The organism is Faecalibacterium sp. I4-3-84 (assembly GCF_023347255.1).
GTDB lineage: Bacteria > Bacillota > Clostridia > Oscillospirales > Ruminococcaceae > Faecalibacterium > Faecalibacterium taiwanense.
Genome location: NZ_CP094466.1, coordinates 1,868,185 through 1,895,103 on the forward strand (window position 1 = coordinate 1,868,185; position 26,919 = coordinate 1,895,103).

At 57.2% G+C, this 26,919-nt stretch carries 28 protein-coding genes; 7 read left to right on the top strand and 21 right to left on the bottom strand.

Features of this window, described 5'->3' with window-relative positions:
- Positions 1-69: 69 nt before the first annotated feature.
- From MTP41_RS09170 to MTP41_RS09205, 8 genes are all read right to left on the bottom strand, one after another.
- Positions 70-303 (bottom strand): hypothetical protein, encoded by a 234-nt coding sequence (locus MTP41_RS09170; RefSeq protein ID WP_249235376.1) that lies wholly within the window; start codon positions 301-303, stop codon positions 70-72.
- Between the two features lie 425 nt (positions 304-728).
- Positions 729-968 (bottom strand): HPr family phosphocarrier protein, encoded by a 240-nt coding sequence (locus MTP41_RS09175; RefSeq protein ID WP_015564590.1) that lies wholly within the window; start codon positions 966-968, stop codon positions 729-731.
- Positions 969-983: 15 nt separating this feature from the next.
- A complete protein-coding gene (locus MTP41_RS09180; protein WP_005940986.1) occupies positions 984-1,952 on the bottom strand; it encodes a carbohydrate kinase family protein in 969 nt (322 codons plus the stop codon).
- A gap of 9 nt (positions 1,953-1,961) precedes the next feature.
- Complete coding sequence (locus MTP41_RS09185; RefSeq protein WP_097791229.1) at positions 1,962-3,344, bottom strand: MFS transporter; 1,383 nt, start codon at positions 3,342-3,344, stop codon at positions 1,962-1,964.
- A gap of 33 nt (positions 3,345-3,377) precedes the next feature.
- Positions 3,378-3,770, bottom strand: a complete 393-nt coding sequence (locus MTP41_RS09190; RefSeq protein ID WP_097791228.1) for a VOC family protein — start codon at positions 3,768-3,770, stop codon at positions 3,378-3,380.
- A complete protein-coding gene (locus MTP41_RS09195; protein WP_005940978.1) occupies positions 3,767-4,828 on the bottom strand; it encodes an NAD(P)-dependent alcohol dehydrogenase in 1,062 nt (353 codons plus the stop codon). Before MTP41_RS09195 ends, MTP41_RS09190 begins: the two co-directional genes overlap by 4 nt.
- A 185-nt stretch (positions 4,829-5,013) precedes the next feature.
- Entirely contained in the window at positions 5,014-6,141 is a 1,128-nt protein-coding gene (locus MTP41_RS09200; RefSeq protein ID WP_179859449.1) for an ROK family transcriptional regulator, read from the bottom strand.
- A gap of 208 nt (positions 6,142-6,349) precedes the next feature.
- Positions 6,350-6,598: a DUF6061 family protein gene (locus MTP41_RS09205; protein ID WP_097780442.1), complete on the bottom strand. Its 249-nt coding sequence runs from the start codon at positions 6,596-6,598 to the stop codon at positions 6,350-6,352.
- A gap of 429 nt (positions 6,599-7,027) precedes the next feature.
- Between MTP41_RS09205 and MTP41_RS09210 the strand changes: the two genes are divergently transcribed.
- Positions 7,028-7,201 (top strand): hypothetical protein, encoded by a 174-nt coding sequence (locus MTP41_RS09210; protein WP_249235377.1) that lies wholly within the window; start codon positions 7,028-7,030, stop codon positions 7,199-7,201.
- Positions 7,202-7,605: 404 nt separating this feature from the next.
- Here the strand turns inward: MTP41_RS09210 and MTP41_RS09215 are convergent, their stop codons facing one another.
- The 6 genes from MTP41_RS09215 to MTP41_RS09240 all read right to left on the bottom strand — a co-directional run bounded on the left by MTP41_RS09215 (position 7,606) and on the right by MTP41_RS09240 (position 14,463).
- Positions 7,606-8,169 carry a glycerol-3-phosphate responsive antiterminator gene (locus MTP41_RS09215; protein WP_249235378.1) on the bottom strand — a complete coding sequence of 188 codons (564 nt, stop codon included), beginning with the start codon at positions 8,167-8,169 and terminating at the stop codon, positions 7,606-7,608.
- A 236-nt stretch (positions 8,170-8,405) separates the two neighbouring features.
- Positions 8,406-9,899 carry a glycerol kinase GlpK gene (glpK, locus tag MTP41_RS09220; RefSeq protein ID WP_249235379.1) on the bottom strand — a complete coding sequence of 498 codons (1,494 nt, stop codon included), beginning with the start codon at positions 9,897-9,899 and terminating at the stop codon, positions 8,406-8,408.
- A 36-nt stretch (positions 9,900-9,935) separates the two neighbouring features.
- Positions 9,936-10,289 carry a DUF1667 domain-containing protein gene (locus MTP41_RS09225; protein WP_005943592.1) on the bottom strand — a complete coding sequence of 118 codons (354 nt, stop codon included), beginning with the start codon at positions 10,287-10,289 and terminating at the stop codon, positions 9,936-9,938.
- The gene (locus tag MTP41_RS09230) at positions 10,286-11,545 is read right to left on the bottom strand and encodes an NAD(P)/FAD-dependent oxidoreductase (protein ID WP_249235380.1); all 1,260 of its coding nucleotides are present in this window, start codon (positions 11,543-11,545) and stop codon (positions 10,286-10,288) included. Before MTP41_RS09230 ends, MTP41_RS09225 begins: the two co-directional genes overlap by 4 nt.
- Complete coding sequence (locus MTP41_RS09235; RefSeq protein ID WP_249235381.1) at positions 11,538-12,983, bottom strand: NAD(P)/FAD-dependent oxidoreductase; 1,446 nt, start codon at positions 12,981-12,983, stop codon at positions 11,538-11,540. Before MTP41_RS09235 ends, MTP41_RS09230 begins: the two co-directional genes overlap by 8 nt.
- A 178-nt stretch (positions 12,984-13,161) precedes the next feature.
- Positions 13,162-14,463, bottom strand: coding sequence for an aminoacetone oxidase family FAD-binding enzyme (locus tag MTP41_RS09240; RefSeq protein ID WP_249235382.1), 1,302 nt, complete (start codon positions 14,461-14,463; stop codon positions 13,162-13,164).
- A 227-nt stretch (positions 14,464-14,690) separates the two neighbouring features.
- Between MTP41_RS09240 and MTP41_RS09245 the strand changes: the two genes are divergently transcribed.
- From MTP41_RS09245 to dnaJ, 5 genes are all read left to right on the top strand, one after another.
- The gene (locus MTP41_RS09245; RefSeq protein WP_249235383.1) at positions 14,691-15,233 is read left to right on the top strand and encodes a stage V sporulation T C-terminal domain-containing protein; all 543 of its coding nucleotides are present in this window, start codon (positions 14,691-14,693) and stop codon (positions 15,231-15,233) included.
- Positions 15,234-15,420: 187 nt separating this feature from the next.
- Complete coding sequence (gene hrcA, locus MTP41_RS09250; protein WP_249235384.1) at positions 15,421-16,494, top strand: heat-inducible transcriptional repressor HrcA; 1,074 nt, start codon at positions 15,421-15,423, stop codon at positions 16,492-16,494.
- The gene (locus MTP41_RS09255) at positions 16,491-17,120 is read left to right on the top strand and encodes a nucleotide exchange factor GrpE (RefSeq protein ID WP_005943579.1); all 630 of its coding nucleotides are present in this window, start codon (positions 16,491-16,493) and stop codon (positions 17,118-17,120) included. The genes hrcA and MTP41_RS09255 overlap by 4 nt, the downstream gene beginning before the upstream one ends.
- A gap of 101 nt (positions 17,121-17,221) precedes the next feature.
- Complete coding sequence (gene dnaK, locus MTP41_RS09260; RefSeq protein WP_005943578.1) at positions 17,222-19,051, top strand: molecular chaperone DnaK; 1,830 nt, start codon at positions 17,222-17,224, stop codon at positions 19,049-19,051.
- Positions 19,052-19,209: 158 nt separating this feature from the next.
- The gene (gene dnaJ, locus MTP41_RS09265) at positions 19,210-20,388 is read left to right on the top strand and encodes a molecular chaperone DnaJ (protein ID WP_249235385.1); all 1,179 of its coding nucleotides are present in this window, start codon (positions 19,210-19,212) and stop codon (positions 20,386-20,388) included.
- Positions 20,389-20,479: 91 nt separating this feature from the next.
- On the opposite strand, the gene MTP41_RS09270 is transcribed toward dnaJ, so the two are convergent.
- The 7 genes from MTP41_RS09270 to MTP41_RS09300 all read right to left on the bottom strand — a co-directional run bounded on the left by MTP41_RS09270 (position 20,480) and on the right by MTP41_RS09300 (position 26,352).
- The gene (locus MTP41_RS09270) at positions 20,480-20,809 is read right to left on the bottom strand and encodes a hypothetical protein (RefSeq protein ID WP_005943576.1); all 330 of its coding nucleotides are present in this window, start codon (positions 20,807-20,809) and stop codon (positions 20,480-20,482) included.
- A gap of 93 nt (positions 20,810-20,902) precedes the next feature.
- The gene (locus MTP41_RS09275; RefSeq protein ID WP_249235386.1) at positions 20,903-21,235 is read right to left on the bottom strand and encodes a hypothetical protein; all 333 of its coding nucleotides are present in this window, start codon (positions 21,233-21,235) and stop codon (positions 20,903-20,905) included.
- A 314-nt stretch (positions 21,236-21,549) separates the two neighbouring features.
- Entirely contained in the window at positions 21,550-21,873 is a 324-nt protein-coding gene (locus tag MTP41_RS09280) for a hypothetical protein (RefSeq protein WP_097776932.1), read from the bottom strand.
- A gap of 260 nt (positions 21,874-22,133) precedes the next feature.
- Positions 22,134-23,306, bottom strand: a complete 1,173-nt coding sequence (locus MTP41_RS09285; protein WP_249235387.1) for a DHHW family protein — start codon at positions 23,304-23,306, stop codon at positions 22,134-22,136.
- Between the two features lie 12 nt (positions 23,307-23,318).
- The gene (locus MTP41_RS09290) at positions 23,319-24,737 is read right to left on the bottom strand and encodes an MBOAT family O-acyltransferase (RefSeq protein WP_249235388.1); all 1,419 of its coding nucleotides are present in this window, start codon (positions 24,735-24,737) and stop codon (positions 23,319-23,321) included.
- Positions 24,738-24,806: 69 nt separating this feature from the next.
- Positions 24,807-25,391 carry a DUF4358 domain-containing protein gene (locus MTP41_RS09295; RefSeq protein WP_044953887.1) on the bottom strand — a complete coding sequence of 195 codons (585 nt, stop codon included), beginning with the start codon at positions 25,389-25,391 and terminating at the stop codon, positions 24,807-24,809.
- Positions 25,392-25,521: 130 nt separating this feature from the next.
- Positions 25,522-26,352, bottom strand: coding sequence for a M15 family metallopeptidase (locus MTP41_RS09300; protein ID WP_044953885.1), 831 nt, complete (start codon positions 26,350-26,352; stop codon positions 25,522-25,524).
- A gap of 76 nt (positions 26,353-26,428) precedes the next feature.
- Here MTP41_RS09300 and MTP41_RS09305 point away from each other — a divergent pair, with 76 nt between their 5' ends.
- Positions 26,429-26,890, top strand: coding sequence for a SpoVA/SpoVAEb family sporulation membrane protein (locus tag MTP41_RS09305; protein WP_097774624.1), 462 nt, complete (start codon positions 26,429-26,431; stop codon positions 26,888-26,890).
- The last annotated feature ends 29 nt before the right edge of the window (positions 26,891-26,919 follow it).

Here is a 26,919-nt window from a genome sequence, read left to right on the forward strand (position 1 = left end):
TCAAGCATTGAAAATTTGTGGCCACAGGTCGATACTTGCTTTCGCCCTTTCCGTGCAACACTGAAAATTTCAGAAGTCGAACCGCAATGCACGTTGAAAATTTTGCAGAACAAAACGTGTGAAAAGGCAAAGCCTCTGCTCATGGTCACCGTTCACACCGAACGCAGTTCCTGCCCCTGTTTGTGCAGCGGCGTTGTCCGGCTCGCCCACAGAAAGCGTGAGGTCATGGCGCAGTATCTCGTTCAGACGGCTTATGTAAGATTCAAGGTACAGTATGAAGAAAGCCGGACGCAGTGCAGACACTACAACCTGCTTCTTTCAAGCACAAGAATAACACTTTGCGGTTGTGCGGTCAACAACCGAAAAGAAATTTTGGTAGATTGAACAACTACATAAGATTTTATTTGTGAAAAAGAAAAATACCGCCCACGCAGCGCAGCGATGATTTTGTCGGATGAAGTAAGCGGCAAAATGAATCGGGTGTGTTGCGGGGCGGTAAAAATCTTCATGGGGAATAAATCCTCGCCGTTCTGTACTTTTCTACAAATTCGGTGGGATTTGCGATAGAGGGTATCATGGATTGCAGGGCACGTCAAGATGGTTTTGCAAATTTTATTGCAGTAAAGCAGTGATAGTAAGACTTATACAAATCAAAACACCGCCCGATTCTGGTGAAGGAGAACCAGAATTGAACGGTGCAAATGGAAGAAGGAGAAAAGCGTAGAAAATCAGACGATGCAATCTGGGAGCAGCGCATGGAGCTGTGTCAGCAGTTCTTCGCAGGAATCGGAATAAATCACAAGGGTAAGCGGATTGCTCAGGTCGAGACTGTAAATGCCAAGCAGGGATTTGGCATCAATGGTATATCGCCCGGAGACTAAGTCCATCTCATAGGGATATTTGGACAGCAAATCTACAAAGTCCTTGACCTGATCGACCTGCCGCATTCTGATCTGTAATTTTGTCATAGGGTATCCTTTCTTTTACATCAGTGGGATAGAGGCAATGCAGTTCTGAATTTCCACCATGGAGGGCATTGCAGGGATTGCGCCGCCCTTTGTCGTGGTCAGACTGCCCGCTGCATTGCCGAAGCGGACGATTTCTTCAAGCTCAAATGCGGGGAGGGTACGCAAATCCTCCGCAGCTTTTCTCCGCAGCTGGTAGTGAATTGCGCCCATGAAAGCATCGCCTGCACCCGTCGTGTCCACGGTAGGCACATCATAGGTGGGAAGATGCCCTGCGCCCACAGCGTTCCGGTAATAAGCACCCTTTGCACCCAGCGATACCAGCACAAGAGATGGCCCCATTTCGAGCAGGGCTTGTGAGCCGCGGGCAAGGTCGCTTTCGTTTGTGATAAGCTGCATTTCTTCCTCGGAAACTTTCAGAAGATCCGCCAGCTTGACACCTTCCTGCATCTGGACAACGGCATCTGCCGGGTGCTCCCACAGAAGCGGACGGTAATTGGGGTCAAAGCTGACCAGCTTGCCCTGCTGCCGTGCATACCGCGCAGCTTCCAACGTGGCGGTGCGGCTCGGGTCGGAGGTCAGAGAGACAGAGCCGAAATGGAAGATGGCAGCATCGTCAATCAGATTCCTGTTGACTTCTGCCGAAGTCAGCATCACATCGGCACCGGGGTTCCGGTAAAAGGTAAAGGAGCGGTCTCCCTTGCTGTCAAGCTGTACGAAGGCAAGGGTCGTGGGAATCTTTTCGTCAATCACCAGACCGGACACATCAATGCTGCTTTCCACAAGGGTCTGGCGGAGAAAATCGCCAAATCCGTCTTTGCCGACTTTTCCGATGAATGCTGTTTTGCCGCCCAGACGGGCATTCATGGCAAGGACATTGGCGGGTGCACCGCCGGGATTCCGGGCAAACAATTCGATGCCCTGTGCATTGGTTCCGTTCGGGGTAAAGTCGATCAGGCTTTCTCCCAAAGCTACAACATCAAACATGGTATCACCTCAACCTGTTTTTTTAGCGTTCAGTTCGGACATAATCTGGTTATACGAACGCTTACTGATTCGGTAGAAGAACAGGACAATCGCTGTTATCAGCCACAGCACACCGGGAAGCAGCGAGAATGCATAGTGCATCGCATTCTGCACGGCAGCATTCTGCACCTGATTGGGGGCAAAACTCAATGCACTCAGCACACCAGCCAGCGCAGAGGTGCCAATCGCCATGCCCAGTTTGTTCCCCAGTGAAACGAATGCGTACTGGAAACCATCGTTGCGGACACCGGTTTTCCACTCGCCATACTCCACGCAGTCGGGAACGATGGCGTAGATGGCGGTATTGAATCCGCAGAAGAAGAACTGGGACAGTGCAGCGAATGTATAGAACGGAATGGGAGAAGAAACTGCACTGAAGAAATAGAGCGCAATCAGGGAAACGCCGGTTCCGGCAGCGAAAAGGGAAGCGGTGTGCCCTTTGTTGCCCAGCTTTTCAAACACGAAGGGGAATGCCGCAGCACCCAGAATAGAGGGAACGATCAGGATCATCGAGTAGATGGTAAACAGATTCTCGTTGCCTTCCACATATTTGAAGTAATAGAGCAGGTCGGCATTGCGGCCATACAGCGTCACACCGAACAGGAACTGACCCGCCAGTGCAATCAGGTAGGGCTTGTTCTGAAGTGCTGCATCCAACTGCTTTTTCAGTGAGACTTTTTTCCGCTCCGGGGGCTGGACGACCTCTTTGGTTTTGGCAAAACAGAACCAGTGACAGAGGGTGAAGATACCGCCGTAAAGGACGGTCACCAGAAGATATCCCCGTGCTGCATTATCACCGCCAAAAGCAGAGATCAAAGGCAGGGTGATGATGTTGATGATATTGATGGCAATCATGGCACAGACGGAGCGGGAGGTGTTGATTTTCGCACGCTCCTCGATGTTCTGGGTCAGGGTGCCGCAGAGCGTACCATAAGGGATGTTCACGCAAGTATAGCCCAGAACCAGTACACAGTAAGTAATGTACATATACAGGCTCTTAGCACTGTCTGACCATGTGGGGTGCGCCCAGAACGTCAGCACGAGCACCACAGCAGTTGCCGGTGCGCCGAACAGCAGCCATGGACGGTAGCGTCCCCAGCGGGAACGGGTGCGGTCGCTCAGCGAACCGATCACGGGGTCATTGATGGCATCCCAGAAGCGGGAGACCAGCATCAGGAGGGACACTGCCGCCATGCTGATGCCGCAGACATCGGTGTAAAAAATCATCAAGAAGTTGCCAACGAACATCCAGCTGAAGTTGCAGCCCACATCGCCCATGCCGTAAGCGATTTTACTGATCAGAGGGACTTTGATGTTCGTATCCTGCTGTTTCGGCTCTGCTGTGTAACTCATACGGCGCGCTCCTTTCTCCTCTTGACGCGATGCTTATAATTTCTGGCAGAACTCTATTCTCTCTTTATTCGGGCCTTCGACCATGAAAAAGCGAACACCGTTTTCCCAGAACGGCAGTGACTGGATGCTGGAATGCAGCAGGTGCATCCCTGCCTCTTTTGCCGCAGCAAAGGCGGCTTCGATATCGGTCGTTGCCAGAGCTACATGGTCGATTGCTCCGGCCTTTTCCGCCGCACGATGGTTTTCATAGGTTTCGATCATCAGATCGCCAAGCTGAAGAAACGCAACGCGCTCCCCGGCGGCTTTGTTCACCGTTTCCAGCGCAGAAACAAACCCCAGCTTCTTGTAAAATACAATGGTCTTGTCGAGATCATTTGTTGGGATGCCAATGTGCGCCACACCGGTCAGAACCTGCGGAAAGCTCATACCTTCGTTTCCTCCGCAATCTTCACCACTGCTTTGACGATGTTGGCCTTGTCCGAAATGCTCTTGTCCATGGCATTCTGGATGTCGTCAAAGTCAAAGATGTTGGTCACAATGCCCTTCAGATTGATTTTGCCGGAAGCAACGGCATCAATCGCCATGGGGTAAATGTGGCGATAACGGAACACGGTCTTGAAGGTCAGTTCCTTGTCCAGTGCAAGGCTCATAGGCAGGGTCATCTCGCCGGATTTGGAGTAACCAACCAGAACGATGTTTGCGCCCTTCTGCGCCATCTCAATGGCCTGGCGGGTAGTGATTTCTGTACCAGCAGTCTCGATAACGAGGTCGCAGCCCAGACCATCGGTCAGGTCGAGAATCGTCTGGACAGCATCCTTTTCGCGGCTGTTGATCACACCGTCTGCACCCAGTTCAAGAGCCTTATCCAGACGCTTCTGCATGATATCTACAACGTAAACACGGGAAACACCCTCGGCTTTCAGCGCCATCATGGAGACCAGACCAATGCAGCCTGCACCCATGACCACCGCAGTCTGACCGGCATGAGCACCGCCCTGATTGGCGGCGTGGAAACCAACGGCCAGAGGCTCGATCAGCGCACCTTCCATGGTGCTTACGTTGTCCGGTAGCTTGAAGCAGAGGTTTGCTTCATGTGCCACATACTCCTGAAAAACACCGTCTACCGGCGGGGTAGCGAAGAACACAACATCCGGGCAGAGGTTGTATTTGCCCTCACGGCAGAACTTGCAGTGACCGCAGGTCTTGCCCGGCTCCAGCGCAACGCGGTCGCCAACTTTCAGATGCTTGACAGCACTGCCAACTTCCACGACTGTGCCGCCCGGCTCGTGGCCCAGCACGAACGGTGGCTTGACCACATAATTGCCGATCGCACCCGTTTCATAGTAGTGCATATCGCTGCCGCAGATGCCAACGTATTCCAGCTTGACAAGAACTTCGTCCTCTTTGGGTGTGGGGATCGGGCGGGTGGTGTAGCCCATCTTGCCGATGCCGTTCATGACTGCAACTTTCATTGTGCCTTTCATAAGATGACCTCCGTTTTTATTTGTTTATTGACTTTTATAAAGTGTTTATGAATGTGACTACAAATTAACACACCGCACAACCAAAGTCAAGCCCTTTTTCGCGGATTCGGAGAACTGCACAAGGAAAAAGCGGCGGAATTGTGCAAAAAATCGAGGACGGCAGGTGCCGTCCTCGATGGGAAGGTTTATAGGTTCTGAATAAAGGCTTCGATATGGAGCAGAGCGGCTCCCAGCGCAGAGGCTTCCAGCCTATAGCGGCTGAACTTCAGGTAGGAACTGTCCGGCTCAAACGTATTACGCTCGACCAGCATTTCCCGGAGCGGTTCGCCAAACTCTGCCAGAAAGCCGCCAACGTAGCCGCCAACAATTACATCACAGTCGAAGGTCATGCGCAGATTATTGACTGCTACAGCAAGGTAAGAAAGGTATTCATTCCATGCCGTTTGCAAAGCTGCATTGCCGGAGCGCAACCCGTCAAAGAATAGTGCAAGATTTCCGTCGGTCAGCTGGGAGAGGACTTTTGCAGAGCAATAGGCATCCAGACAGCCCTTTTTTCCGCAGTAGCAGGGGCGGCCATCGGGAACGAGCGTGTTGTGCCCGAACTCTCCGGCACGAAGATGGTCGCCGCCATAGAGCGCTCCACCGGTCAGAATCGCACCGCCGACACTGTTGCTCAGAGAAAGGTAGACAAGGCTGCGGGGAGATTCGAGGTCGCGCACTTCAGCAAGTCCGGCAGCGTTCGCGTCGTTGATGAACCGGCAGGAGAATGGGATGTAACGGCTGAATTCTTCGGTAGGAACATTCCGCAGACCCAAGGCATGAGAGTAAACCAATGTCTGCCCCTCTTTGTCCAGAATACCGGGCAGCGAAATGCCGACGCCCAAGATTTTTTCGACCGGGCAGCCCTCTTTTTCAATCAGCCCCTGCACGATTCCGGCAAGCATTTCCGCATAGGTGTCCGACCGCTCATAAAGACGCTTTTTACGCTCATAGTGGAGAAGGTTACCGGACAGATCGACCAGAACTGCTCCGACATGATTCTGGGTGATCTCCAGTCCGACCGCAAGTCTGGCATTCCGCACGGGAGCAAATGCTCTCGCCTTGCGCCCACCGGTAGATTCAAAGGTGCCGACCTCCTGCACCAGTCCCATCGCTATCAGTTCTTTGACATTCTGCAATACGGTCGGCCAGCTGTTGTTGACTTTTGCCGCAAGCTCCGGCTGCGAGATTCGGTCGCAGGAAAAAATGCTGCGAATCGTTCGGATGCGGTTGATTTTTTTAACATCACGGTTATTTGCGCCGCTGCCGGTCATGGGCTTACTCACCTCCAAGAGCAGATTCAACATTTGAAAGAAGATTTATAAAGCTCTTTCTTATTATAGAGAATCTGGAAAGATTCTGCAAGGGAAACATTTACAAAAAAGCGTTAGCCGAAAAGAGCGAGTTGCTTATGGATAAGAAGCGATGCTACCAGCTTATGGCAAACCATAGGTCGGTGGGCATCGTGTTCTTTATAGGGACTTAATCTTCCAGTCTGCCATGGTCGCAGCCAAGCGACAGATAACGCTCTATCTCTCCACCCAGCACAAGCTGGGCGTACTCCAAGGGCTTATTATACAGCAGCCAGTCCAGCTCTGCCCGCTGTGCCGGGGTGCTGCCGTACTCGTCCTCCACGGCGATGCAGTCGATGGCAAGAGTGGTGCCATCCTCGAACCGGGCTTCCACCCGGTTGGTGTCCATATTGAAGCGGCAGGAAAGCAGTTTGTTCATGGTGAACCTCATTTCTATATCAAACGGTGTCTGTTCGGATGTCCTAAACCCTGCCATAAAACCGGTGGTTGATTTGTCCATTGGGCTTTGTTTTGCCCGTCTGCACATTTTTGCACACTTTTTGCACACCTGAATAGCTGGATAACAGTTGCAAAGCATTACGCTGTATGCAAACAATGCGGTGTGTGCAAAGGCGTGTTTTGCGATGATGCGATAAAAATAATGCTTCTTCGAACTTTTGAAATTTGACGAATGATGCACCTTGGATTCTTTTAATCAGAGGGCCAGGGATTCGAGTTCCCTCGAGCGCACCAAAAGGACGATAAATCGTTGAACTAAACGGTTTATCGTCCTTTTTTTGTTTTATACGGGCTTTTTGAGCTTGTACCTATGATTTTTTCAAAAATTTTAGAGGTCAGAGGTACAAAAATGAAGAAGATTCAGAAGAATGCAGCCCGATTTGATAATCTAAAGCAAGATTTTTTGGACGATAAGAAGTATTCTGGCACAGCAGAAGCCACGTTGAACGGCTATCGATATGATATTACACGGTTTTTGAAGTTCCTGTCAGATGAGCAGTCAGCCGTGAATCGATGCAAGTAGATAGAACGATTGATCGATTTGTGCTAGACTTATCAATAAGAAATGGATTATCTTGCAGAGGTGCGTATCTGGATCAGGAAAAAGACTACTTATCTGGTTCGACAAAAGCAACCTATCAGAACAAAGCGTATCTGAGCAAAAACGATCCCAATTTACATAACACACCAAAAGATGCAATCGTTTTTGGCGCAGCGGTCAATGCGGTGGTGGCCCCCTGTTTTGCCCGCGGAAAATACCGGCAGATTTTGAATGAAGCAAAGTATTATCAGGCAATTGAAAGCATCTACGATGACTTTACTGCGACAGTAGAACGCTCTGCGGCGCAGGATACAGTTTATGTTCAACAGATAAAACACCAGGATACTATTATGCTTTTCGTACTTCAGCTGGGATCTTGTTCTGGCTCAGATATCCCACAGGGAGGGCGCAGAGGTGGAAACTGCGGCGGCACCTGCGCGCATGGCGGCCATGACGTCGGCTTTGTCCCGCAGCAGGCCGCCTGCAATGACAGGCACCTGTGTGCGGGTGCTGATCTCGGCGATGACCCGGGGCATGATGCCGGGAAGGATCTCGACAAAATCCGGCTTGCCCTGCTCCAGCTGGCCGGACAGGCTGGTCAGCGAGAGGGAATCCAGGATGAATGCCCGCTGGACGGTCAGCAGGCCGCGGTGGCGCGCCCGGCGGATCAGGGTCGGGCGGGTGGAGATGATGCCGTCCGGGTGGCATAGGGCGTTGAGGGAGTCCACCGCGATCTCCCGTGACGAAAGGCCGTCCACAAGGTCAATGTGAACCACGGCCAGTTTTCCGGCATCATGTATGCGGTGCACCAGACCGTCTACGGTGAGCAGGGTGCTTGCCAGCAGAAAAATAGTACTGCAGGGCGAGGCCAGCGCAGCAGCCAGGGCTTCGTCCGTTTTCACAGCGGCGATCACCGGTTCGTTCAACAAAGTTTCGGCAAGAGGATGCATTGGGTAAGACTCCTTTTTATCAAGTGCTTCTATTATCCTATAAAACAGCCGCCGTGTAAATGAGCTGCACGGCGGCTGTAATGTAAAATTTTGGGTTGATCAGAATGTGGTTGCAATCAGCTCACCGCCGCCCAGAATGGTAGTGGTATTGGAACAGCTGACCATGACGATAAACATTAGAAAATAAACAATTAAAAAATATTTTGTGTATGAGCTATAGGTTCGGGCAAAGATCGTCAATGCTCTGCCCAGTCGCAGCTTCGGCCCACAGCCTTGTGCCAGCCGGAGAGCAGACGGGTGCGCTCGGTCTCGTCCATCTGCGGGGCAAAGGTCATATTGCAGTGCCACAGGCTGCGGATCTCGTCCCGGTCCTTCCACACACCGGTGGCAAGGCCCGCCAGATAGGCTGCGCCCAGAGCGGTCGTCTCCCGGATGGCCGGGCGCAGCACGGTCTTGTTCAGGATGTCGGCCTGGAACTGCATCAGGAACTGGTCGCGGGATGCACCGCCATCCACCTTCAGCGAGGTGATGGGCACGCCGGTGTCCTTTTCCATAGCAGCCACGAGGTCTGCGCTCTGGTAGGCAATGGACTCCTCTGCCGCGCGGATGATGTGGTTCTGGGTGGTGCCGCGGGTGATGCCAACAATGGCACCGCGGGCGTACATATCCCAGTACGGTGCACCCAGACCAGTAAAGGCCGGCACGATGTAAATGCCGCCGTTATCCGGCACCTTCTGGGCATAGTATTCCGCATCGCGGCTCTCCTGGATCATGCGCAGGCCGTCGCGCACCCACTGGATGACGGCACCGCCCACAAAGACGCTGCCCTCCAGCGCATACTCCACCTTACCGTTCAGGCTGATGGCGATGGTAGAGATTAGGCCGTTCCGGCTGCGGCAGATGGTATCGCCGGTGTTCATCAGCAAAAAGCAGCCGGTGCCGTAGGTGTTCTTGGCCTCCCCCTTGCCAAAGCAGCTCTGTCCGAACAGCGCAGCCTGCTGGTCACCGGCAATGCCGGCCACCGGGATCTGCACACCGCACAGATCGGTGGTGCCGTAGACCTCGCTGGAATCCGTCACGCGGGGCAGGATGCAGCGCGGGATATCCAGCGCTTTGAGCAGGGTGTCGTCCCAGTCCAGCGTGCGGATGTTATACAGCATGGTGCGGCTGGCGTTGGTGCGGTCGGTGACGTGCACTCTGCCGCCGGTCAGCTTCCAGACCAGCCATGTGTCCACAGTGCCGAACAGGATCTCCCCTGCCTCGGCCCGCTCCCGCGCACCGGGCACATTGTCCAGGATCCACTTGATTTTCGTTGCGGAGAAATAGGCATCAGGCATCAGGCCGGTGTTCTCCCGGATGTAGTCTGCCATGCCGGGCTGCTGCAGCAGTTCATCCACCAGCGGTGCCGTGCGGCGGCACTGCCAGACGATGGCATTGTAGATGGGGCGGCCGGTGGCCTTTTCCCACAGGATGGTGGTCTCCCGCTGGTTGGTGATGCCAATGGCGGCGATATCGTGGGCATCGACACCGCTCTGGGCCACCACCTCGTTCATGACTCCATACTGGGTGGACCAGATCTCCATGGGGTTGTGCTCTACCCAGCCCTGCTGCGGATAGATCTGCTCAAACTCGCGCTGCTGCACCGCAATGATATTCTGCTCATTGTCGAACAGGATGGCACGGCTGCTGGTGGTTCCCTGATCCAACGCCAGAACATATTTTGTACTCATGCTTTTGCTACCTCCGTATCGTTTCAGGAGTGTGTATCACAGATTTCGCGTCGCCACAACGTCCACGCCGGTGCCGCACACATCTGCCAGCACCACCTGTCCGGTGCGGACGGGGGCGTGCAGGGTGACGCGGTCCAGCGCAGCCATGACCTCGGTCATCTTCTCTTTGGGCACAGCCTGCGCAGTCTTTACCGGGCAGCGCGGATACAGCCCACCCTCTACCCGCACGGTGCTGGTGAGGATGCGGGTGGGATGGGTCAGCTCTTCCCTGCCGTAGGCGGCACCGTTGGGGCAGGCGTTTCCAGTTACATTATAATCATTTTCCGGGTCTACCTGCAAGTGGCAGCCGCAGGGACAGCAGATGCAAATGACTTCTTTGATGCTGCTCATTCTGCAATAACCTCCTCTACCGCAACGGTCAGCGGGCCGTCTGCTTTTTCCAGCAGGACTTTGGGCAGTGCGATGTGTTCCATCTCACCGGGAGCCATGCGCTGGCGCTTGAACCGGGCCAGCTGCCTGCCGCCGCAGGTCACGGTGATCTGGCTGGGGCCGTAGTTCTGCCGCACACGGAAGGAAATGTTCACGCTCCTGTCCACATCAGCGGGGCGCACCCGCTGCGGCACGGTGTAGCCCAAGCCATTGCCCGGGATAAGGTCAAGCACAACCGTATCGGCGGCTTCGCCCTTAAAAACATAGGCCGCCGCAGAAGCACCGGCAAGGTCGCTTTCGCCCGAAACGAAGTCCACCAGATCATGCACGTGCACCACGTTGCCGCAGGCGAACACACCGGGGATACCGGTCTCCATATTCTCGTAGACCACAGCGCCCTTGGTGTGGGGGTCCATGGGGATCCCGGCCTGCCGGGTCAGCTCATTTTCCGGGATCAGGCCGACGCTGAGCAGGATGGTGTCCACATCAAATTCCATCTCGGTGCCCGGGATGGGGCGGCGGTTTTCGTCCACCTTGGCAACGGTGGCCTTTTCCACGCGGGCCTTGCCCTGAATATCCACGATGGTATGGGACAGATACAGGGGGATGTCGAAGTCCTGCAGGCACTGCACGATGTTGCGGGTCAGGCCGCCGGAATACGGCATGACCTCCACGCAGGCCAGTACTTTGGCACCTTCCAGCGTCATGCGGCGGGCCATGATCAGGCCGATGTCGCCGCTGCCGAGGATGAGCACCCGCTTGCCTACCAGATAGCCCTCCATGTTGACATAGCGCTGGGCCGCACCGGCGGTGTAGATACCGGCAGGGCGGCTGCCCGGAATGCCAATGGCACCGCGGGTGCGCTCCCGGCAGCCCATGCAGAGGATGATGCTTCTGGCTTCCAAAATCTGATAGCCCTTTTCCCGGCTGACGCAGTGGATCTTTTTGTCCGGGGTGACGTCCAGTACCATCGTGCCCAGCTCCACCCGGACACCGGTGGAGCGCAGCAGTTCAATGCAGCGGCCTGCGTATTCCGGGCCGGTGAGCTGCTCGCCAAAGCGGTGCAGGCCGAAGCCGTTGTGGATGCACTGGTTCAGGATGCCGCCCAGCTCGTTGTCGCGCTCTAAGATAAGGATATCGCGCAGACCATGCTGCCATGCGCTGTAAGCTGCGGCAAGGCCTGCAGGGCCGCCGCCGACGATGACCAGATCAATCATGGTGCTCTCCCTCCTGCTTGGTTTCGCACAGTAAGACGTTGGTGCCGGCCTTATCCTGCAGCACGTCCAGCGGACTGATGCCCAGCGTTTTGCTGATCAGTTCCAGCACCCGCGGCCCGCAAAAGCCGCCCTGACAGCGGCCCATACCGGCACCACAGCGGCGCTTGACACCGTCAATGGTGGTGGCGGGGATCTCTTCGTGCAGAGCGTCCAGAATTTCGCCCTCGGTGATCGTCTCACAGCGGCAGATCACGCGGCCATAGGCGGGTTCCTTTGCAATGAGCCGGGCTTTTTCTTCGGGCGGAAGCTCCTTGAAGCGCACCCGGGTGCGGCCATCCCTGTAATCCGCCTTGGGGGCGGGCAGATCGCCGTGAGCTTCCAGAATTTTGACGGCTTCTCTGGCAACGGCCGGTGCACTGGAAAGGCCGGGCGATTTCATACCGGCCAGATCGATGAAGCCGGGTGCGCCTTCCGCTTCGCCGATAACGAAGTCGCCCGTGTCCACATTAGCACGGACACCCGCAAAATTGCGGATGGACTCGCTGAAGCGGATGTTCGGCACGCTGCGGCGCGCTGCGGCGCTGACGAAGGCCAGCCCGGCGGCGGTGCAGGCGGTATCGTCCCCTTCCACGGGGTCGGCGTTTGGGCCGACGATCAGGTTGCCGTGGACGGTGGGGGCCACCAGAACGCCCTTGCCGTTTTCGTTGGGGCACTGGAAGATGACGTGGTGCACACGGCTGCCCTCGGATTTATCCAGCAGGTAGTATTCGCCCCGGGTGGGCTGGATGGTAAATTCGTGGGGTGCGGCCATATCGTGCACGGCCTGCGCCGAGATGCCTGCCGCATTGATGATATAGCGCGTTTCCACAATTCCGGAGGGGGTGGTCAGCGCCCAGCCGCCGGCGGTCTTTTCGATGCGGGTCACAGGGCAGCTGCGGTGCAGCTCCACGCCGTTGCGCACAGCCACTTCTGCCATTGCCAGCGCAAACTCCCACGGGCTGACGATGGCGGCGCTGGGCGCATACAGCGCGCCAACGACAGTGGGGGCCAGATTCGGTTCCATGGCAAGCGTTTCCTCTGCAGAAAGCAGCCGGATGCCCGGCACGCCGTTGGCGATGCCGTTCTCATACAGTTTCTGCAGGTGGGGCAGCTCTTCCGGGCTGAGGGCCAGCACCAGACTGCCGCACTGCAGGTACGGCACATCCAGCCGGGCGCAGATCTCCTTGGCCAGTGCGGACCCCTCCACGTTGAGCCGCGCCATCCGGGTGCCCGGTTCGGGGTCGTAGCCAGCGTGCAGAATGGCACTGTTGGCCTTGGTGGTGCAGTCTGCCACGTCATTTTCAGCCTCGAAAATGGCGGTCTGCAGCGGGTAATGGGACAGCTCATAGGCGGCTGCCGCACCAATGACACCGCAGCCGATAATTGCTACATCCAGCATAAAAACCTCCTGATCGCTCCGTTTGCCGAATAAAAGAAAAAGAGCAGGACAAACAAAAGGGCCTTTCGACTCTCCCCTTGCTTGTTCTGCTCGATCCTCTGAACAAACTTTTATTGTCTTTATGATAATGCGATCTGCACAAGATGTCAAGCGTTTGTTGAAAATTTAAAGCTCATTTTTACCTGTGCGGCTTTTTCCTGCTCTTTGCGGGCGCGGGGGCTTTTGGCAGAGAACGGCCTGCTGCAGCATGGCCTGCAGCGCTGCGCCCGGCCACAAGGCCGGAGCCGAACGCCCAGTGCAGGTTAAAACCGCCGCAGCTGCCTGCGCAGTCCAGCGTTTCGCCCACAAAGTAAAGGCCCGGACAGCCCTTGAACTGGAAGTGCTGATCCACCTCCCGCAGGGCCAGCCCGCCGCCGGTGGTCTGGGCCTGCTTCCAGCTGCAGGGGGTCAGCCCTTCAAAGCGCCAGTGCTTGGCGGTGTGGGCCAGCTTCTGCCACTGTGCGGCGGTGAGCACGGCAGGCGCGTCGCTGTCCTGCAGCCCGGCGGCAGACCACACAGTACGGCCCAGCTTCTGGTTCAGCAGGCCCAGCCAGAAGTCTGCGGCGCTGCCCCCTGCCGTCTGGGCGGCGTGGGCCGCAAACAGGCTGGCAAGTGCGGTTTCGTCCACTGCCGGGAAGAGGTCCATCTCCACAGCAGGAGCCTTGGGGCCGCGGCCCGGGGCCAGCAGGCCGGACAGCTGCATGATGCAGATGCCGGAAAGGCCGTAATCGGTGAACTGTACCTCGCCGTTCTCGCAGGCAAGCACACGGGCACCGTCCAGCAGGGATGCTGCTGCCTTGGCACGGATGCCAGCCAGCGCTTTGCTGGGCTTTGCGCACTGCAGGGCGGTCAGGCAGGGATACAGCGGCTCCACCCTGCCGCCGCACTGGGCAGCGAACCGGGTGCCAAAGCCGTCGGTGCCGAACTGCGGCCCTGCCTCGCCGCCCATGGCGCAGATGACGGCATCGGCGTGCAGCGTTTCGGCAGAGCCCTCTGCCGTCTCGAACTGCACGGCGTAGCCGCTGCGGCTCTGGCTCAGGGTGCGCACGGTGCAGCCGGTGCGCAGCTGCACATGGTGCTGCGCAAGGTGGTGCTCCAGCAGGGCCAGCACGTCCGCCGCCTGATTGGAGTACGGATACACCCGGCCCGCCTCGTCGGTGCGGGTGTAAAGCCCCAGCGCACGGAACCAGCGCAGCGGGTCGGCGGTATTTACGGCATCCAGCAGCGGACGGAGTGCTGCCGGGTCGGCGGTGAAATACAGCTCCGGTGCAATGCCGGTGTTATCCAGATTGCAGCGGCCATTGCCGGTGGCAAGCAGCTTTTTGCCCGGCTTCGGGTTGCGCTCCAGCACAATGACCTGTGCAGCGGGGGCACTTTGTGCCGCCGCCAGCGCGGCTGCAAGACCGGCGGCACCGCCGCCCAGAATGAGGATGTTCGGCATCCGGACACCTGCCTTTCTCAGCAGAATTTTAGGATCTGTCTTCATAAGCGGGGTGCTGTGCTTATGAAAACGGCTTTTTGTATCATTGTAGCAGAACCCTGCCGGAAACGCAACGAAGAGGCAGCTTTCCGTGCAGGTCTTTTTGCGCGGGGGCAGCAGGTATAAATGGCCCGGCCTGACAGATACTAGTGCTGCAGGCATTTTTAAGGAAACGGAGGAGCAAAAACATGAAAGCAACAGGAATCGTGCGCCGCATCGACGAGCTGGGCCGGGTGGTGATCCCCAAGGAGATCCGCCGCACCCAGCGCATCCGCCGCGGCGACCCGCTGGAGATCTTCACCACGGGCGACGGCGAGGTGATCTTTAAAAAGTATTCGCCCATTGGCGAGATGAACGCAGTAGCGGCCCAGTATACCGAGGTGCTCAGCAAAAGCTTTGCACTGACCGCACTGGTGGCCGACCGTGACCGCATCCTGACGGTGAGCGGCTCCGGCCGACGGGAGCTGGCCGACCGCAGCATCAGCCAGCCGCTGGAAAAGCTGATGGACGGCCGCAGGCCGTACCAGAGCGAGGGCATTGCCGAAAAGTGCATCCTGCCCTGCGAGGGCTCGCCCCGAGCAGTGCTGTGCGCCGCACCCATCATTGCGGCGGGCGATGTGACCGGCGTGGTGGCCCTGCTGACCGAAGACCGCACGGCCACGCCGGATGCCGCCCAGCTCAAGGCCGTGAATGTGGCAGCGGCATTTCTGGCAAGGCAGATGGAAGAGTAAAGAACATGCCGGAGCGCTTTCCTTATAATAAGGAGAGCGCTTTCTTCGTTTATGACAGAATTATGAATCTTTTAAAACATTTTTCCAAGGGGCTTGACAGCACCGGAAAATTGGCTATAATGGTCTTAGCACTCAGGAACAAGGAGTGCTAAACAAACAAAGCAAACGCAAAAAGGAGGCAGGCGCTATGACGATGGATGCACGCAAGCAGCGAGTCTTGCAGGCGATCGTGGCGCTGTATGGTCTCGAAGGCGAGCCCGTTGGCAGCAGCGTGCTGGCAAACTACTTTGATATGGCGGTTTCCAGTGCAACGCTCCGCAATGAGATGGCGGCGCTGACAAAGCTGGGCCTGCTGGAGCAGCCCCACACCAGCGCGGGCCGTGTGCCCAGTGCCAAGGGCTACCGTTACTACCTTGATAATCTGCTTGCCGACGATCAGCCGCTGGACCGTGTGACCCGCGCCCGTGTGGATGCGGTGTTCGCAAGCCTCGACCATGAGCCGGAAAAGCTGGCCGCAGGTGCCGCCAGGGCGCTGGCCGCCATCAGCGGCTGCACCGCCGCCGTCAGCACCCCATGTGCCGAAGACCTGTGCATCGCCCACTATGAAGTGGTTCAGGTGGGCCGCAGCGCAGCGGCTGTGCTGGCCGTTACCACGGCCGGTTACGTCCGTACCCGTGTGGCACGGGTGCGCACCGGCCTCTCCCGCGAGAATGCGGCAGCACTTGCCGCACTGCTCAACCGCAACCTTACCTTTGTAGCGCCGGTGGATCTTTCCACCCGGCTGCTGGCAGAGCTGTGCAGCCAGATCGACCCGGAGCTGGTGCCCGTCATCAGCGCGGCGGCTGCCATCCTGCAGGATTCCGTCAAGCCCCATGTCTTTCTGGGCGGCGAGCAGTATCTGCTGGACTGGCCCCAGCTGGACGGCAAGGTGGGCGACATCCTCACACTGCTGAACGACGAGGAGCAGGCCGCTGGCCTGATCGCACCTCCGGCAGAACGCAGTGAGAGCGTGCTGCTGGGCGAGGATCTGGAACCGCAGATCCCGGGCCTGTGCATCGTGAGCGACCGGTATCTGGTGGGCGGAGGCCTGTGGGGCTCCATTGCATTGATCGGCCCCACCCGGATGCCCTTCCAGAAACTGATGCCGCTGCTGCATTACTTTGCAGACCAGCTGGGCGAGGGCATGAGCGGCAAACGAAAAGACACCCCGCAGGCTGCCGTACCGCGGCGGACTGTGATCTATAAGGAGGATCTGGAATGAGCGAAGAAGCAAAAAAGACGGCTCCGGCTCAGGAAGCGGAGCAGCCCGAAACGGCTCCCGAGGAAAAGGCCCAGCAGGCAGCACCCGAACAGGAACCTGCTGCTGAAGCTGCCGACCCGAAGGATGACAAGAAGAAAGATGGCGGCTGGTTCAACAAGAAGGCCCGCGAGCTGGAAGCCGTAAAGGCAAAGCTGGATGCTGCCGAAGCCAACGCCGCACAGGCCAAAGACCAGCTGCTGCGCATGGCAGCGGAGTACGAGAACTACCGCAAGCGCTCCACCCGCGAAGCCGACCAGAAGTTCAACGATGGCATTTCCTTTGCGGTGAACCAGATCATTCCCATTCTGGACACGCTGGAGATGGCGGCCAACGCCCCCACCACCGACGAGAACTACAAAAAGGGCGTGACCATGACGCTGGACAAGGCCGCCAAGGCGCTGGATGCCCTCCATGTGGAGGAGATCGAAGCGCTGGGCAAGCCCTTTGACCCCAACTTCATGAACGCAGTGCAGCAGATCCCCGCCCCGGATGGACAGGAGAGCGGCACCGTGATCACCGTCTACCAGAAGGGCTACAAGCTGGGCGATAAGATCGTCCGCCATGCGACCGTTGTAGTGGCCGAATAACAAAGCAGAAACCCGAAAGGGTTTTGAATATAACATCCGCTTACAAACATTTGAGCATCACATAAACAATAAGATTTGTTCTTTCGAGAGGAGTTTTCATTATGAGTAAGATCATTGGCATCGACCTTGGTACTACCAACAGCTGCGTGGCTGTCATGGAGGGCGGCGAGCCCGTTGTTATCGCAAACTCTGAAGGTGCACGCACCACCCCGTCTGTGGTGGGCTTCACCAAGACCGGCGACCGTCTGGTTGGTCAGGTGGCAAAGCGTCAGGCAATCACCAACCCTGAGAACACCGTTGCTTCCATCAAGCGCTTCATGGGCACCGACCACAAGGTGACCCTGAACGGCAAGGAGTACACTCCCCAGCAGGTCAGCGCTATGATCCTGCAGAAGCTGAAGGCTGATGCCGAGGCTTATCTGGGCGAGCCTGTTACCGAGGCTGTCATTACCGTTCCTGCATACTTCAACGACAGCCAGCGTCAGGCTACCAAGGACGCAGGCACCATTGCAGGCCTGAACGTCAAGCGTATCATCAACGAGCCTACTGCCGCTTCTCTGGCATACGGCATCGATAAGGAAGAAGACCAGAAGATCATGGTCTACGATTTGGGCGGCGGCACCTTCGATGTCTCTATCATCGAGATGGGCGACGGCGTTACCGAAGTTCTGGCCACCAACGGTGATACCCATCTGGGCGGCGATGACTTCGATGAGCGCATCATCAACTGGATGGCAGATGCCTTCCAGACCGAGAACGGCATCGACCTGCGCAAGGACAAGATGGCTGCGCAGCGTCTGAAGGAAGCTGCCGAGAAGGCAAAGATCGAGCTGTCCAGCGCAATGAGCAGCCAGATCAACCTGCCCTTCATCACTGCCGATGCTACCGGCCCCAAGCACTTGGATATGACCCTGACCCGCGCAAAGTTCAACGAGCTGACCGCTGATCTGGTCGATCGTACCATGGGCCCCGTCCGCAAGGCTCTGCAGGATGCAGGCCTGCGTCCCTCTGACCTGAAGAAGGTCCTGATGGTCGGTGGTTCCACCCGTATCCCCGCTGTCTACGATGCAGTCAAGAAGGAACTGAACTGCGAGCCCTTCAAGGGCATCAACCCCGATGAGTGCGTGGCTGTGGGCGCTGCCATTCAGGGCGGCGTGCTGCAGGGCGATGTGAAGGGTCTGCTGCTGCTGGATGTCACCCCGCTGAGCCTGGGCATTGAAACTCTGGGTGGCGTGTGCACCAAGATCATCGACCGCAACACCACCATCCCCACCCACAAGAGTCAGGTGTTCTCCACCGCTGCAGACAACCAGCCCTCTGTTGAGGTCAACGTGCTGCAGGGCGAGCGTGAGTTTGCCCGCGACAACAAGAGCCTGGGTGTCTTCCATCTGGACGGCATTGCTCCGGCTCCCCGTGGTGTGCCTCAGATCGAAGTTACCTTCGATATCGATGCAAACGGCATCGTGAAGGTCAGCGCAAAGGATCTGGGCACCGGCAAGGAGCAGAACATCACCATCACCGCTTCCACCAACATGTCCAAGGAGGACATCGACAAGGCTGTGAAGGAAGCTGAGCAGTTTGCTGCCGACGATAAGAAGAAGCGTGAAGAGGTCGATATCCGCAACGGTGCCGACCAGATGGTGTTCCAGACCGAGAAGATGCTGAAGGAGAACGGCGACAAGCTGCCCGCCGACGTGAAGAGCGAGGCCGAGAGCAAGCTGGCCGACCTGAAGACCGCTGTTCAGTCCGGCAACGTGGACGACATCAAGGCAAAGCAGGAAGCTCTGAGCCAGGTGTTCGAGAAGATGTATCAGGCAGCCGCTGCCGCACAGCAGGCCGCCGGTGCACAGCCCGGCCCCGATGCAGGTGCAAACAACCAGCAGAAGCCGGGGGATGACGGCGTTGTGGATGCCGACTTCAAGGAAGTCTGATAAAAAACACAGCAGTGTGTGCCCGGCCAAACCGGCGGACGCACGCGTGGAATAGCAAAAGCCGCTCCGGTTTTGCCGGAGCGGCTCTTGCTGGTTATAGAGCGAGGAACCAACCGGGGCGTTTCCCGGATCAAACGTTCCCGGAGAGGTGAGTGGATATGGCACAGGAAAAGCGTGATTACTACGAAGTGCTGGGGGTATCCAAGACTGCGACCGATGCCGAGATCAAAAAGGCATACCGCAAACTTGCAATGAAATACCACCCGGACTATAACCCCGGCGATAAGGACGCCGAGGAAAAGTTCAAGGAAGTAAACGAAGCAAACGAGGTGCTTTCGGACCCGAAAAAGCGCCAGCTGTACGACCAGTACGGTTTTGCAGGCGTTGACCCTGCCTATGCAGCACAGAACGGCGGCGGCCCCGGTGCGGGCGGCTTTGGCGGTTTTGGCGGCGACGGCGTGGATCTGGGCGACATCTTCGGCGATATCTTTGGCGGCGGCTTCGGCGGCTTTGGCGGTTCGTCCCGTCGGGCCAATCCCAACGCCCCACGCAAGGGTCAGGACATCCGTGTGCGCATCACCCTGAGCTTTGACGAGGCCGTGCACGGCTGTAAGAAGAACATCACCATCACCCGCCAGCAGGAGTGCACCGAGTGCCACGGCAGCGGCTGTGCCGCCGGTACCAGCCCCGAGACCTGCCCGGACTGCGGCGGCCGCGGCTTCGTGATCCGTCAGCAGCGCACCCCCTTCGGCGTGATGCAGACCCAGCAGCCCTGCTCCCGCTGCGGCGGCAAGGGCAAGCTGGTCAAGAACCCCTGCAAGGTCTGCCACGGCGCAGGCAAGGTGGCTGCTAAAAAGACGCTGGAGGTGTCCATCCCCATGGGCATCGACGACGACCAGAGCTTTGCACTGCGCGGCATGGGCGATGCCGGTGCAAACGGCGGTCCTGCCGGTGATGTGATCGTCATGGTCACGGTGCGCCCCAGCGAGGTGTTCCAGCGCGATGGCTACGATGTGTGGGTCACAGTGCCCATCACTTACAGTCAGGCCGTGCTGGGCGACACCGTGCAGGTGCCCTCCATTGACGGCAAGGTGGAGTACACCGTGCCCGAGGGCACCCAGAGCGGCACCACCTTCCGCCTGCGCGGCAAGGGCATCCAGTACCTGAATGGCCGCGGCCGCGGTGATATGTACGTCAAGTGCGAGGTGGAGATCCCCAAGAAGCTGAACAAGACCCAGCGGGAGGCCCTGAAGAAGTTCGAAGGCACCCTGAAAGAAGAAAACTACGAAAAGCGCAAGGGCTTCTTCAAAAAGCTGAAGGACATGTTCAACAGCTGAGACGGAAAACCGCATAACATAAAAAGCGGCGGCACTTCCCAAACGGGAGGTGCCGCCGCTTTTGTTTTTTTTTCAGAACAGAGACCGGGACTTAGTTGCCGAAGATCAGCAGGGCGTTGGGCACCAGGCCGATGATGGTTGCGCAGGAACCAATGAACCAGAAGCTGCAGCCGATGTCATGGATGGTGTTCGTGGGGCTTTTTTCAGCATGGGCAACCAGAGCGTTCATGCCGTTTTCCACCCAGTTGGAGTTGATATTTGCCTTGCGGTAATCGTGGATGGCAGAAACAGCCTTGTACCAGCCGTACAGCGGGAACCATGCCATGGCGGCTTCCACAACACCTACGCCGCCCTCGGTGTAGGTCATTTCTTCGCAGGACAAAACATTGTATGCAGCAGGATAAGTAATGGCGTTCGTCATAAAGCAAAACTCCTTTTTTAGGTTTGATAAAAAAAGCGGCGGCTCTTCCGCTGAAGAGCCGCCGCAAAAAGCCCTTTGGTGTACTCCTGAAAATTAGAAGTAGATGTTGCCCAGAGCAGCAACAGCATACAGACCCAGACTGCCGATGGTAAAGACTGCGTTGTTGACAATGATACCAGCGTAGTAGAAGCCGTTGGTCACGTTGCCCTTGCACTCGGCCAACATGTTGTTCCATGCATTGGACAGCCAGTTGTTGCGGTCCTTTGCAACTTCCTCACGGCACTTGCCAATGCCGATCTGGGTAGCATAGCCGGGCCAGAACCAAGCTGCCAGTGCCTGACCGACAGTAGCACCGCCTTCGGTGTAGGTCATTTCTTCATTAGACAGGACATTGTAAGAAGCAGGCATCATCATTTTGTTTTCCATAATAACACTCCTTTGAATCAAAGCTATCCAGACAGTGCAAGATCGCACTGTTTAAAACCCAAAAATAAACCGGGATATGCGCTTGGAGATCGTTCTCATAAAGCAGGGTGCGCCGCCGCATGACGCGAGTAGTTGCTTGCAGGAAAAGGAAAGCAGTGCTGTTCTCTGCAGGCAAAAGGCCGTTCAGACGGTATACAGTGCTCAGGCAGCCGATTTCTTATTTCTGCTTGATGAAAAGCCCGCGGCCCTCTCTGGCGGAAAAGGCCGCGGGTAAAGGGGTCTTTGGTCTCTCCGGACGGATCTTATGAGCAGGGTCAGAGCAGGACGATGGCAGCATTGACCAGAAAACCAATGCCGGTAGCGCTGGTCGCGGTGACCCAGACGATGCGTCCCAGATCACGCAGCATGTTCTGCGCACTGGAATCCATATCGCGACTCAGAGCATCCAGACCGGTATCCAGCCAGTCGTTGGGGTGGCTCTTGCGGTAGTTGCGCATGGCGGTAACACCCATGTACCAGCCAATGGGCGGAATCCAGTTCAGCAGAGCTTCCGTAAAGGTAGCACCGCCCTCGGTGTAGGTCATCTCTTCGCAGGAAAGAACGTTGTAGAAAGCAGGCATCATGATCTTGTTTTCCATAATAACACTCCTTTGAATCAAAGATCGTATCAGCACATTCTATGCACTGTTCACACCAGATCGAACCATCGGTGAAGAGCAACTGCTCTATATCGCCATTGTACAACACCCGTTGCATTTTTTCAAGGGGTGAATGGGCAGAGTGCGCAAAAACTGGAGAGACTTCCGAAAAGAACTGGAAAAATTTGTGAAAAAAGACTGCAATAATTTGACATAAAAACAACAGCGCCCTTTCCTTTGCGGAAAAGGCGCTGCCATGTTTACCCGGCCACACCGGCACGGTAGAGGTACGGGTCGCTCTTGAAGCTGTCAAAGCTGTACAGCACCAGGATCTGGTCATAATCGTTATCCGCGATCAGCTGATCCAGACCGTAGTTGTAGTTGCGGAAGTCCACCACATCGATCTGGGCGTAGTTTGCCGTCAGATACGGTGCAAAGCAGTTGGCGTAGCTGTCCTTGATCACCAGAATGCGCCCGGTGCCGTCACCCTCAATGCGGCTCAGACCGTTGTTGCCATGCAGGAACATGGCGTACTTATCGTACACGTTCAGCTTGTCCGTGTCGTACAGGCCGGTGGTCTGGCCGTCTGCGGGCTGACCTGCAGCAGTGACATTATAGATGGTCAGGCTGTTCGGCAGGTCATAGTAGGTGATAGTATCCGGCACGGCATTCCATGTGCGGGCCTTGGAGTAGTGGGTGCCGTAGAAATTTTCGGCGGTCAGAGCCGTGTGCGCGGCGGGGTCGAAGGGGGTCAGGCTCAGCGTACCGCACAGCTGCTGGTAGGCGTAATAAGCGCCAAGGCTCGTCCAGTGATGGTCGGTGCGGTAGTAGATATATTCGTCCTTGTGTTCGGCAAGGGTCTGCCGCACATCCACAAAGCGCCCTCCGGCGGCCTGTACGGCGGCGGAAAGCTGGTCGAGATAGGCATCCTCATCCAGCAGCGGCGCGTTTGCAGGCACGTTTTCCGGGTAAATGACCGATGCTGCCGGGGCCAGCAGTACATCCACCTTACCCGGGTGGCGCTGGCACAGTGCTTCCACGGCGGCGGTGTTCTTGGGCAGGGTGCGGTTCTCGCTGTCCAGCAGGCTGAAGGTGCGGGGGAACATCATGTGCTCTTTGCCCAGCAGGATGCCGCCGTTCTGCTCCTTCTGCAGCAGGGTGGTCTCCACTACGCTCTGCAGGCTGATCCACTCATCGCGGCCGAACACCTGATCCTTCACGTACTTTGTGTAGGCGGTAAAGTAGCTGTTCAGCCCCTTGGCGGAAAGCTGGGTCAGCGCCGGGCGCTGGGAAAGGGTGGTGTTTTCCATCTCGCTGTAGGCGCGGTCCGGTGTAATAAGGTCCAGTGCGAACAGACCAATAAAGAACAGGCTGAACACCACCAGCACCGGGTAGTGCAGGAGCAAGGAAGACTTTTTGGAATGCTTGTCCATCTTCACGCCTCCTTAAAAGTTGAAATAGAGGAATGGGCTGTTGGTGCTGCCCACCACATAGGCGGTGGAGACCACCAGCAGCGCCAGAATGGCGGCACAGCGGGTGACGGCATTCTTTTTGAGCAGGTTCCAAATCTTTTCAATGAGCGGGGTGCAGCAGAGGATGCTGACCACCAGCAGCACACCGTAGTTGCGCAGGAAGTACAGCGGCGAAACACCGCCGGAAGGAACGAACAGCTTGTGGAACAGCAGACCGAAGCTTACGCCCGTATCGTTGCCCACGAACATGGCCCAGCCCACCACAACGAGGAACAGGGTGTAGATGTGGGGCCACACTCTGCCCTTTTGCAGGTGGGGCAGCAGGAACAGCTTTTCTACAGCCAGCAGCACAAAGTAGTACAGGCCCCAGCAGATAAAGTTCCAGTTCGCGCCGTGCCAGATGCCGGTGAGCAGCTCCACCACGAACAGGTTGAAGATCTGGCGCTTCAGGCCCTTGCGGTTGCCGCCGAGAGGGATATACACATACTCCCGGAACCAGCCGGAAAGGGTCATGTGCCAGCGCCGCCAGAACTCGGTGATGGATGCGGAGATATAAGGGTAGTTGAAGTTTGCGGGGAAGTCGAAGCCCAGCATCTTGCCCATGCCAATGCCCATCATGGAGTAGCCGGAAAAGTCAAAGTAGAGCTGCAGGCTGTAGGCGATGATGCCCAGCCACACCAGCGGGGTGGATGCATTGGCAAGGCCCACAAAGGTGGTGGAAGGGCTGTCCGCAACGCCGATGATGTCTGTCCACAAAGCACCGATGGCATCCGCCAGCAGCACCTTTTTGGCAAGGCCAAAGGTGAACAGGGTCATGCCCTCTTCGATCTGCTGCAGGCTGTAGCGGTGCCGGTATACGTGCAGCTGGTTCGAGACATCGCGGTATTTCACGATGGGGCCGGCGATGAGCTGAGGGAACATGACCACATAGGCACCAAAGTCGATGATATTACGCTCTGCCTTTACATCCCGGCGGTAAACATCGATGGAGTAGGAAAGGGTCTGGAAGGTGTAAAAGCTGATGCCCAGCGGCAGAGTGCCAATGCCCTGGATCTCGGCAAAGGCGGTGCCCAGCAGGGCGTTTGCGCTGCGCAGCACAAAGTTTGCGTATTTGAAGTAGAACAGCATCCCAAGGCTGCCAATGAGGGCTATCAGCAGAAATGTCCTGCGCAGGGCCGGCTTTTGGTCGAAGTGCTCGATGCACAGGCCGCTGATGTAGTTGATGAGGATGAGGGCCACCATGACCGGGAAAAACCGTACCTCGCCCCAGCAGTAGAACACCAGACTGCAGAGGAACAGCACGGTGTTCTTGAGCTTTGCGGGCGCAAGGTAATACAGCGCCAGCGTGATGGGCAGAAACCGGAACAGAAAGATGATGGTGCTGAAAACCAAAGCGTCAGCCTCCTTTTAGCCGAAAAAAGCCGATGCCGCAAATGGCACCGGCCTTGGGTGGATCCAGATTCAGTCTGCCAGTGCGCTGTCCACGGCGCTGTCCAGATCGGCAGTGCACTCGTTGGATGCGATCACCATGACAATGGTGTTGCCCTTGAAGGCGATGACGGCGTTCTCCACGTTATCCTGCGCCTGAGCAAACTCGGCGTAGTTGCCGTAGAAGGCCACCTGATCCTGCTGGTAGGAAGCCAGCTGGTTGGCTACGTCCTCGGCCTTGCCGTCGGCAGCTTCGAGCACCAGCACCAGACCGGCATCGCCGTTGTCGTTGCTCTTCACGCCCTTGTAGCTCACCACGTCCTCAGCCTTCAGGCCGAAATCGTACTCAATGTTCATGGCTGCGATCTCGAACTGGTTGGAGATGGGGTCGGCTTCCAGCAAAGCATTGAAAACACCGTCCAGTGCATCAGAGCCGTTCTCGGCAGCATTGTCCACAACAGCGGATGCGGCGGCGCTGGAAGCGGGAGATTCCGCAGCAGCGGTGGAAACGGAGGAGGGAGCGGCCGAAGAGCTGGCGGAACCGCCGCAGCCGGTAAGAGCGACAGCAGCCAGCGCGCCGGTGAGAGCAATTGTAAAGATTTTTGTGCGATTTATCATAAAATATTCCTTCTTTTGTTCAAAACATTCTTGCAGCTGCCCAAAGCGGTCCTGCATCAGGGCAGACTATTGTTATCTTACCATAACTGTGTGCAAAATGCAACGAAAAGCCCCTCGGTTTTACGGATTTTTAACCGGTGATCTTCTCCCCTGCAGCAAGCTTCTGCAGCACGGCAACGGCATCCTCAAAGCACAGGCCGCTCTGCTGGATCAGGGCCGCATTTTCCGGCCCCACATAGCGCCAGTGCCACGGCTCGTAGGTGATCTCGGTAACGGCTTCTGCGTTTTTGGGGTACCGCAGGATGAAGCCGTATTCCACGGCATGGGCGCTCAGCCAGCGGAAGGCCTCGGTGTTTTCAAAGCCCTCGGTCAGGTCGGTGTGCTCCGGGCTGTTCAGGTCGGCAGCAAGGCCGCAGTTGTGCTCCGAGTAGCCCGGCGGGTTCACGATATTTGCCGCCTGCTTTTTCGCTTCGGCTTCGCTCAGGCCCTTATTGCGGAAATACTGGGTCTTTTGGTCGTAGAGGTTCTTCTGGTAGTCCACGCTGCGGTAGCCGCTCTGCATCCAGATGGTCACGCCGTCCTTTGCGGCGGCGGCCTGCATGGCGAGGAACGCATCGGCGGCTTCGGTCTGCAGGGTCTTGTTCACAGCGGTGGCCGAGCCGCACGCCTTGGTGGTAAAGGTATGATCGTCCGGCATTTTGTTCGTGTGGTTCACCAGCACCATGCGGGGATCATCCAGAATGGCCTGCGCCTGCCGGGCGGTCAGCAGACTGCTTTCTGCCTCTGATGCTGCCGAGGCGCTGGACGTGGAAGTTGCCGAGGCAGCAGGCACAGCGGAACGGCTGTGCAGCACGAACGAGGCCCCGCCCACGGCAATGCAGGCCACGACGGTAACGGTGAGCACGCGCCGCACGGCGGGCCGCAGATGGCGGCGGTGATGAGGATGGACAGACAGGTTCATCTGGAATACCTTCTTTCCGGTGGATGTGCATAGAGTTTGCTTCCTATGGGCAAGCTATGCCCGGAGGGGAAACAATATGAAAATGACAGCACAGGAATATGCGCGCCGGGTGCGGCGCATCGGGCCGCACTCGCCCTTGGGGCTGGACTGCCTGTGGGCTTTTGGCGTGGGCGGCGGCATCTGCCTGCTGGGCGAAGTGCTGCGCCAGAGCTATCTTGCCATGGGCGTGGAAGCCGACCTTGCCGGCACCCTGACCAGCTGCAGCCTGATCGTGCTCTCAGCGGTGCTTACCACGCTGGGCTGGTACCAGAAGCTGGCCGCAAAGGCCGGGGCCGGGTCGCTGGTGCCCATCACAGGCTTTGCCAATGCGGTGGTCAGCGCGGCCATCGAGTTCAAGGCCGAGGGCCGGGTGCTGGGTACCGGGGCCAAGATGTTCACCATTGCCGGGCCGGTGATCGTGTACGGCACGCTGGCGGCGGTGGTGTACGGCGCGGTGCTGTGGGTGCTGGGCATGGCGGGTGTGCCTGTGCTGTCATAAACACGGACAAGTGTGCCGTAAGATTGCAG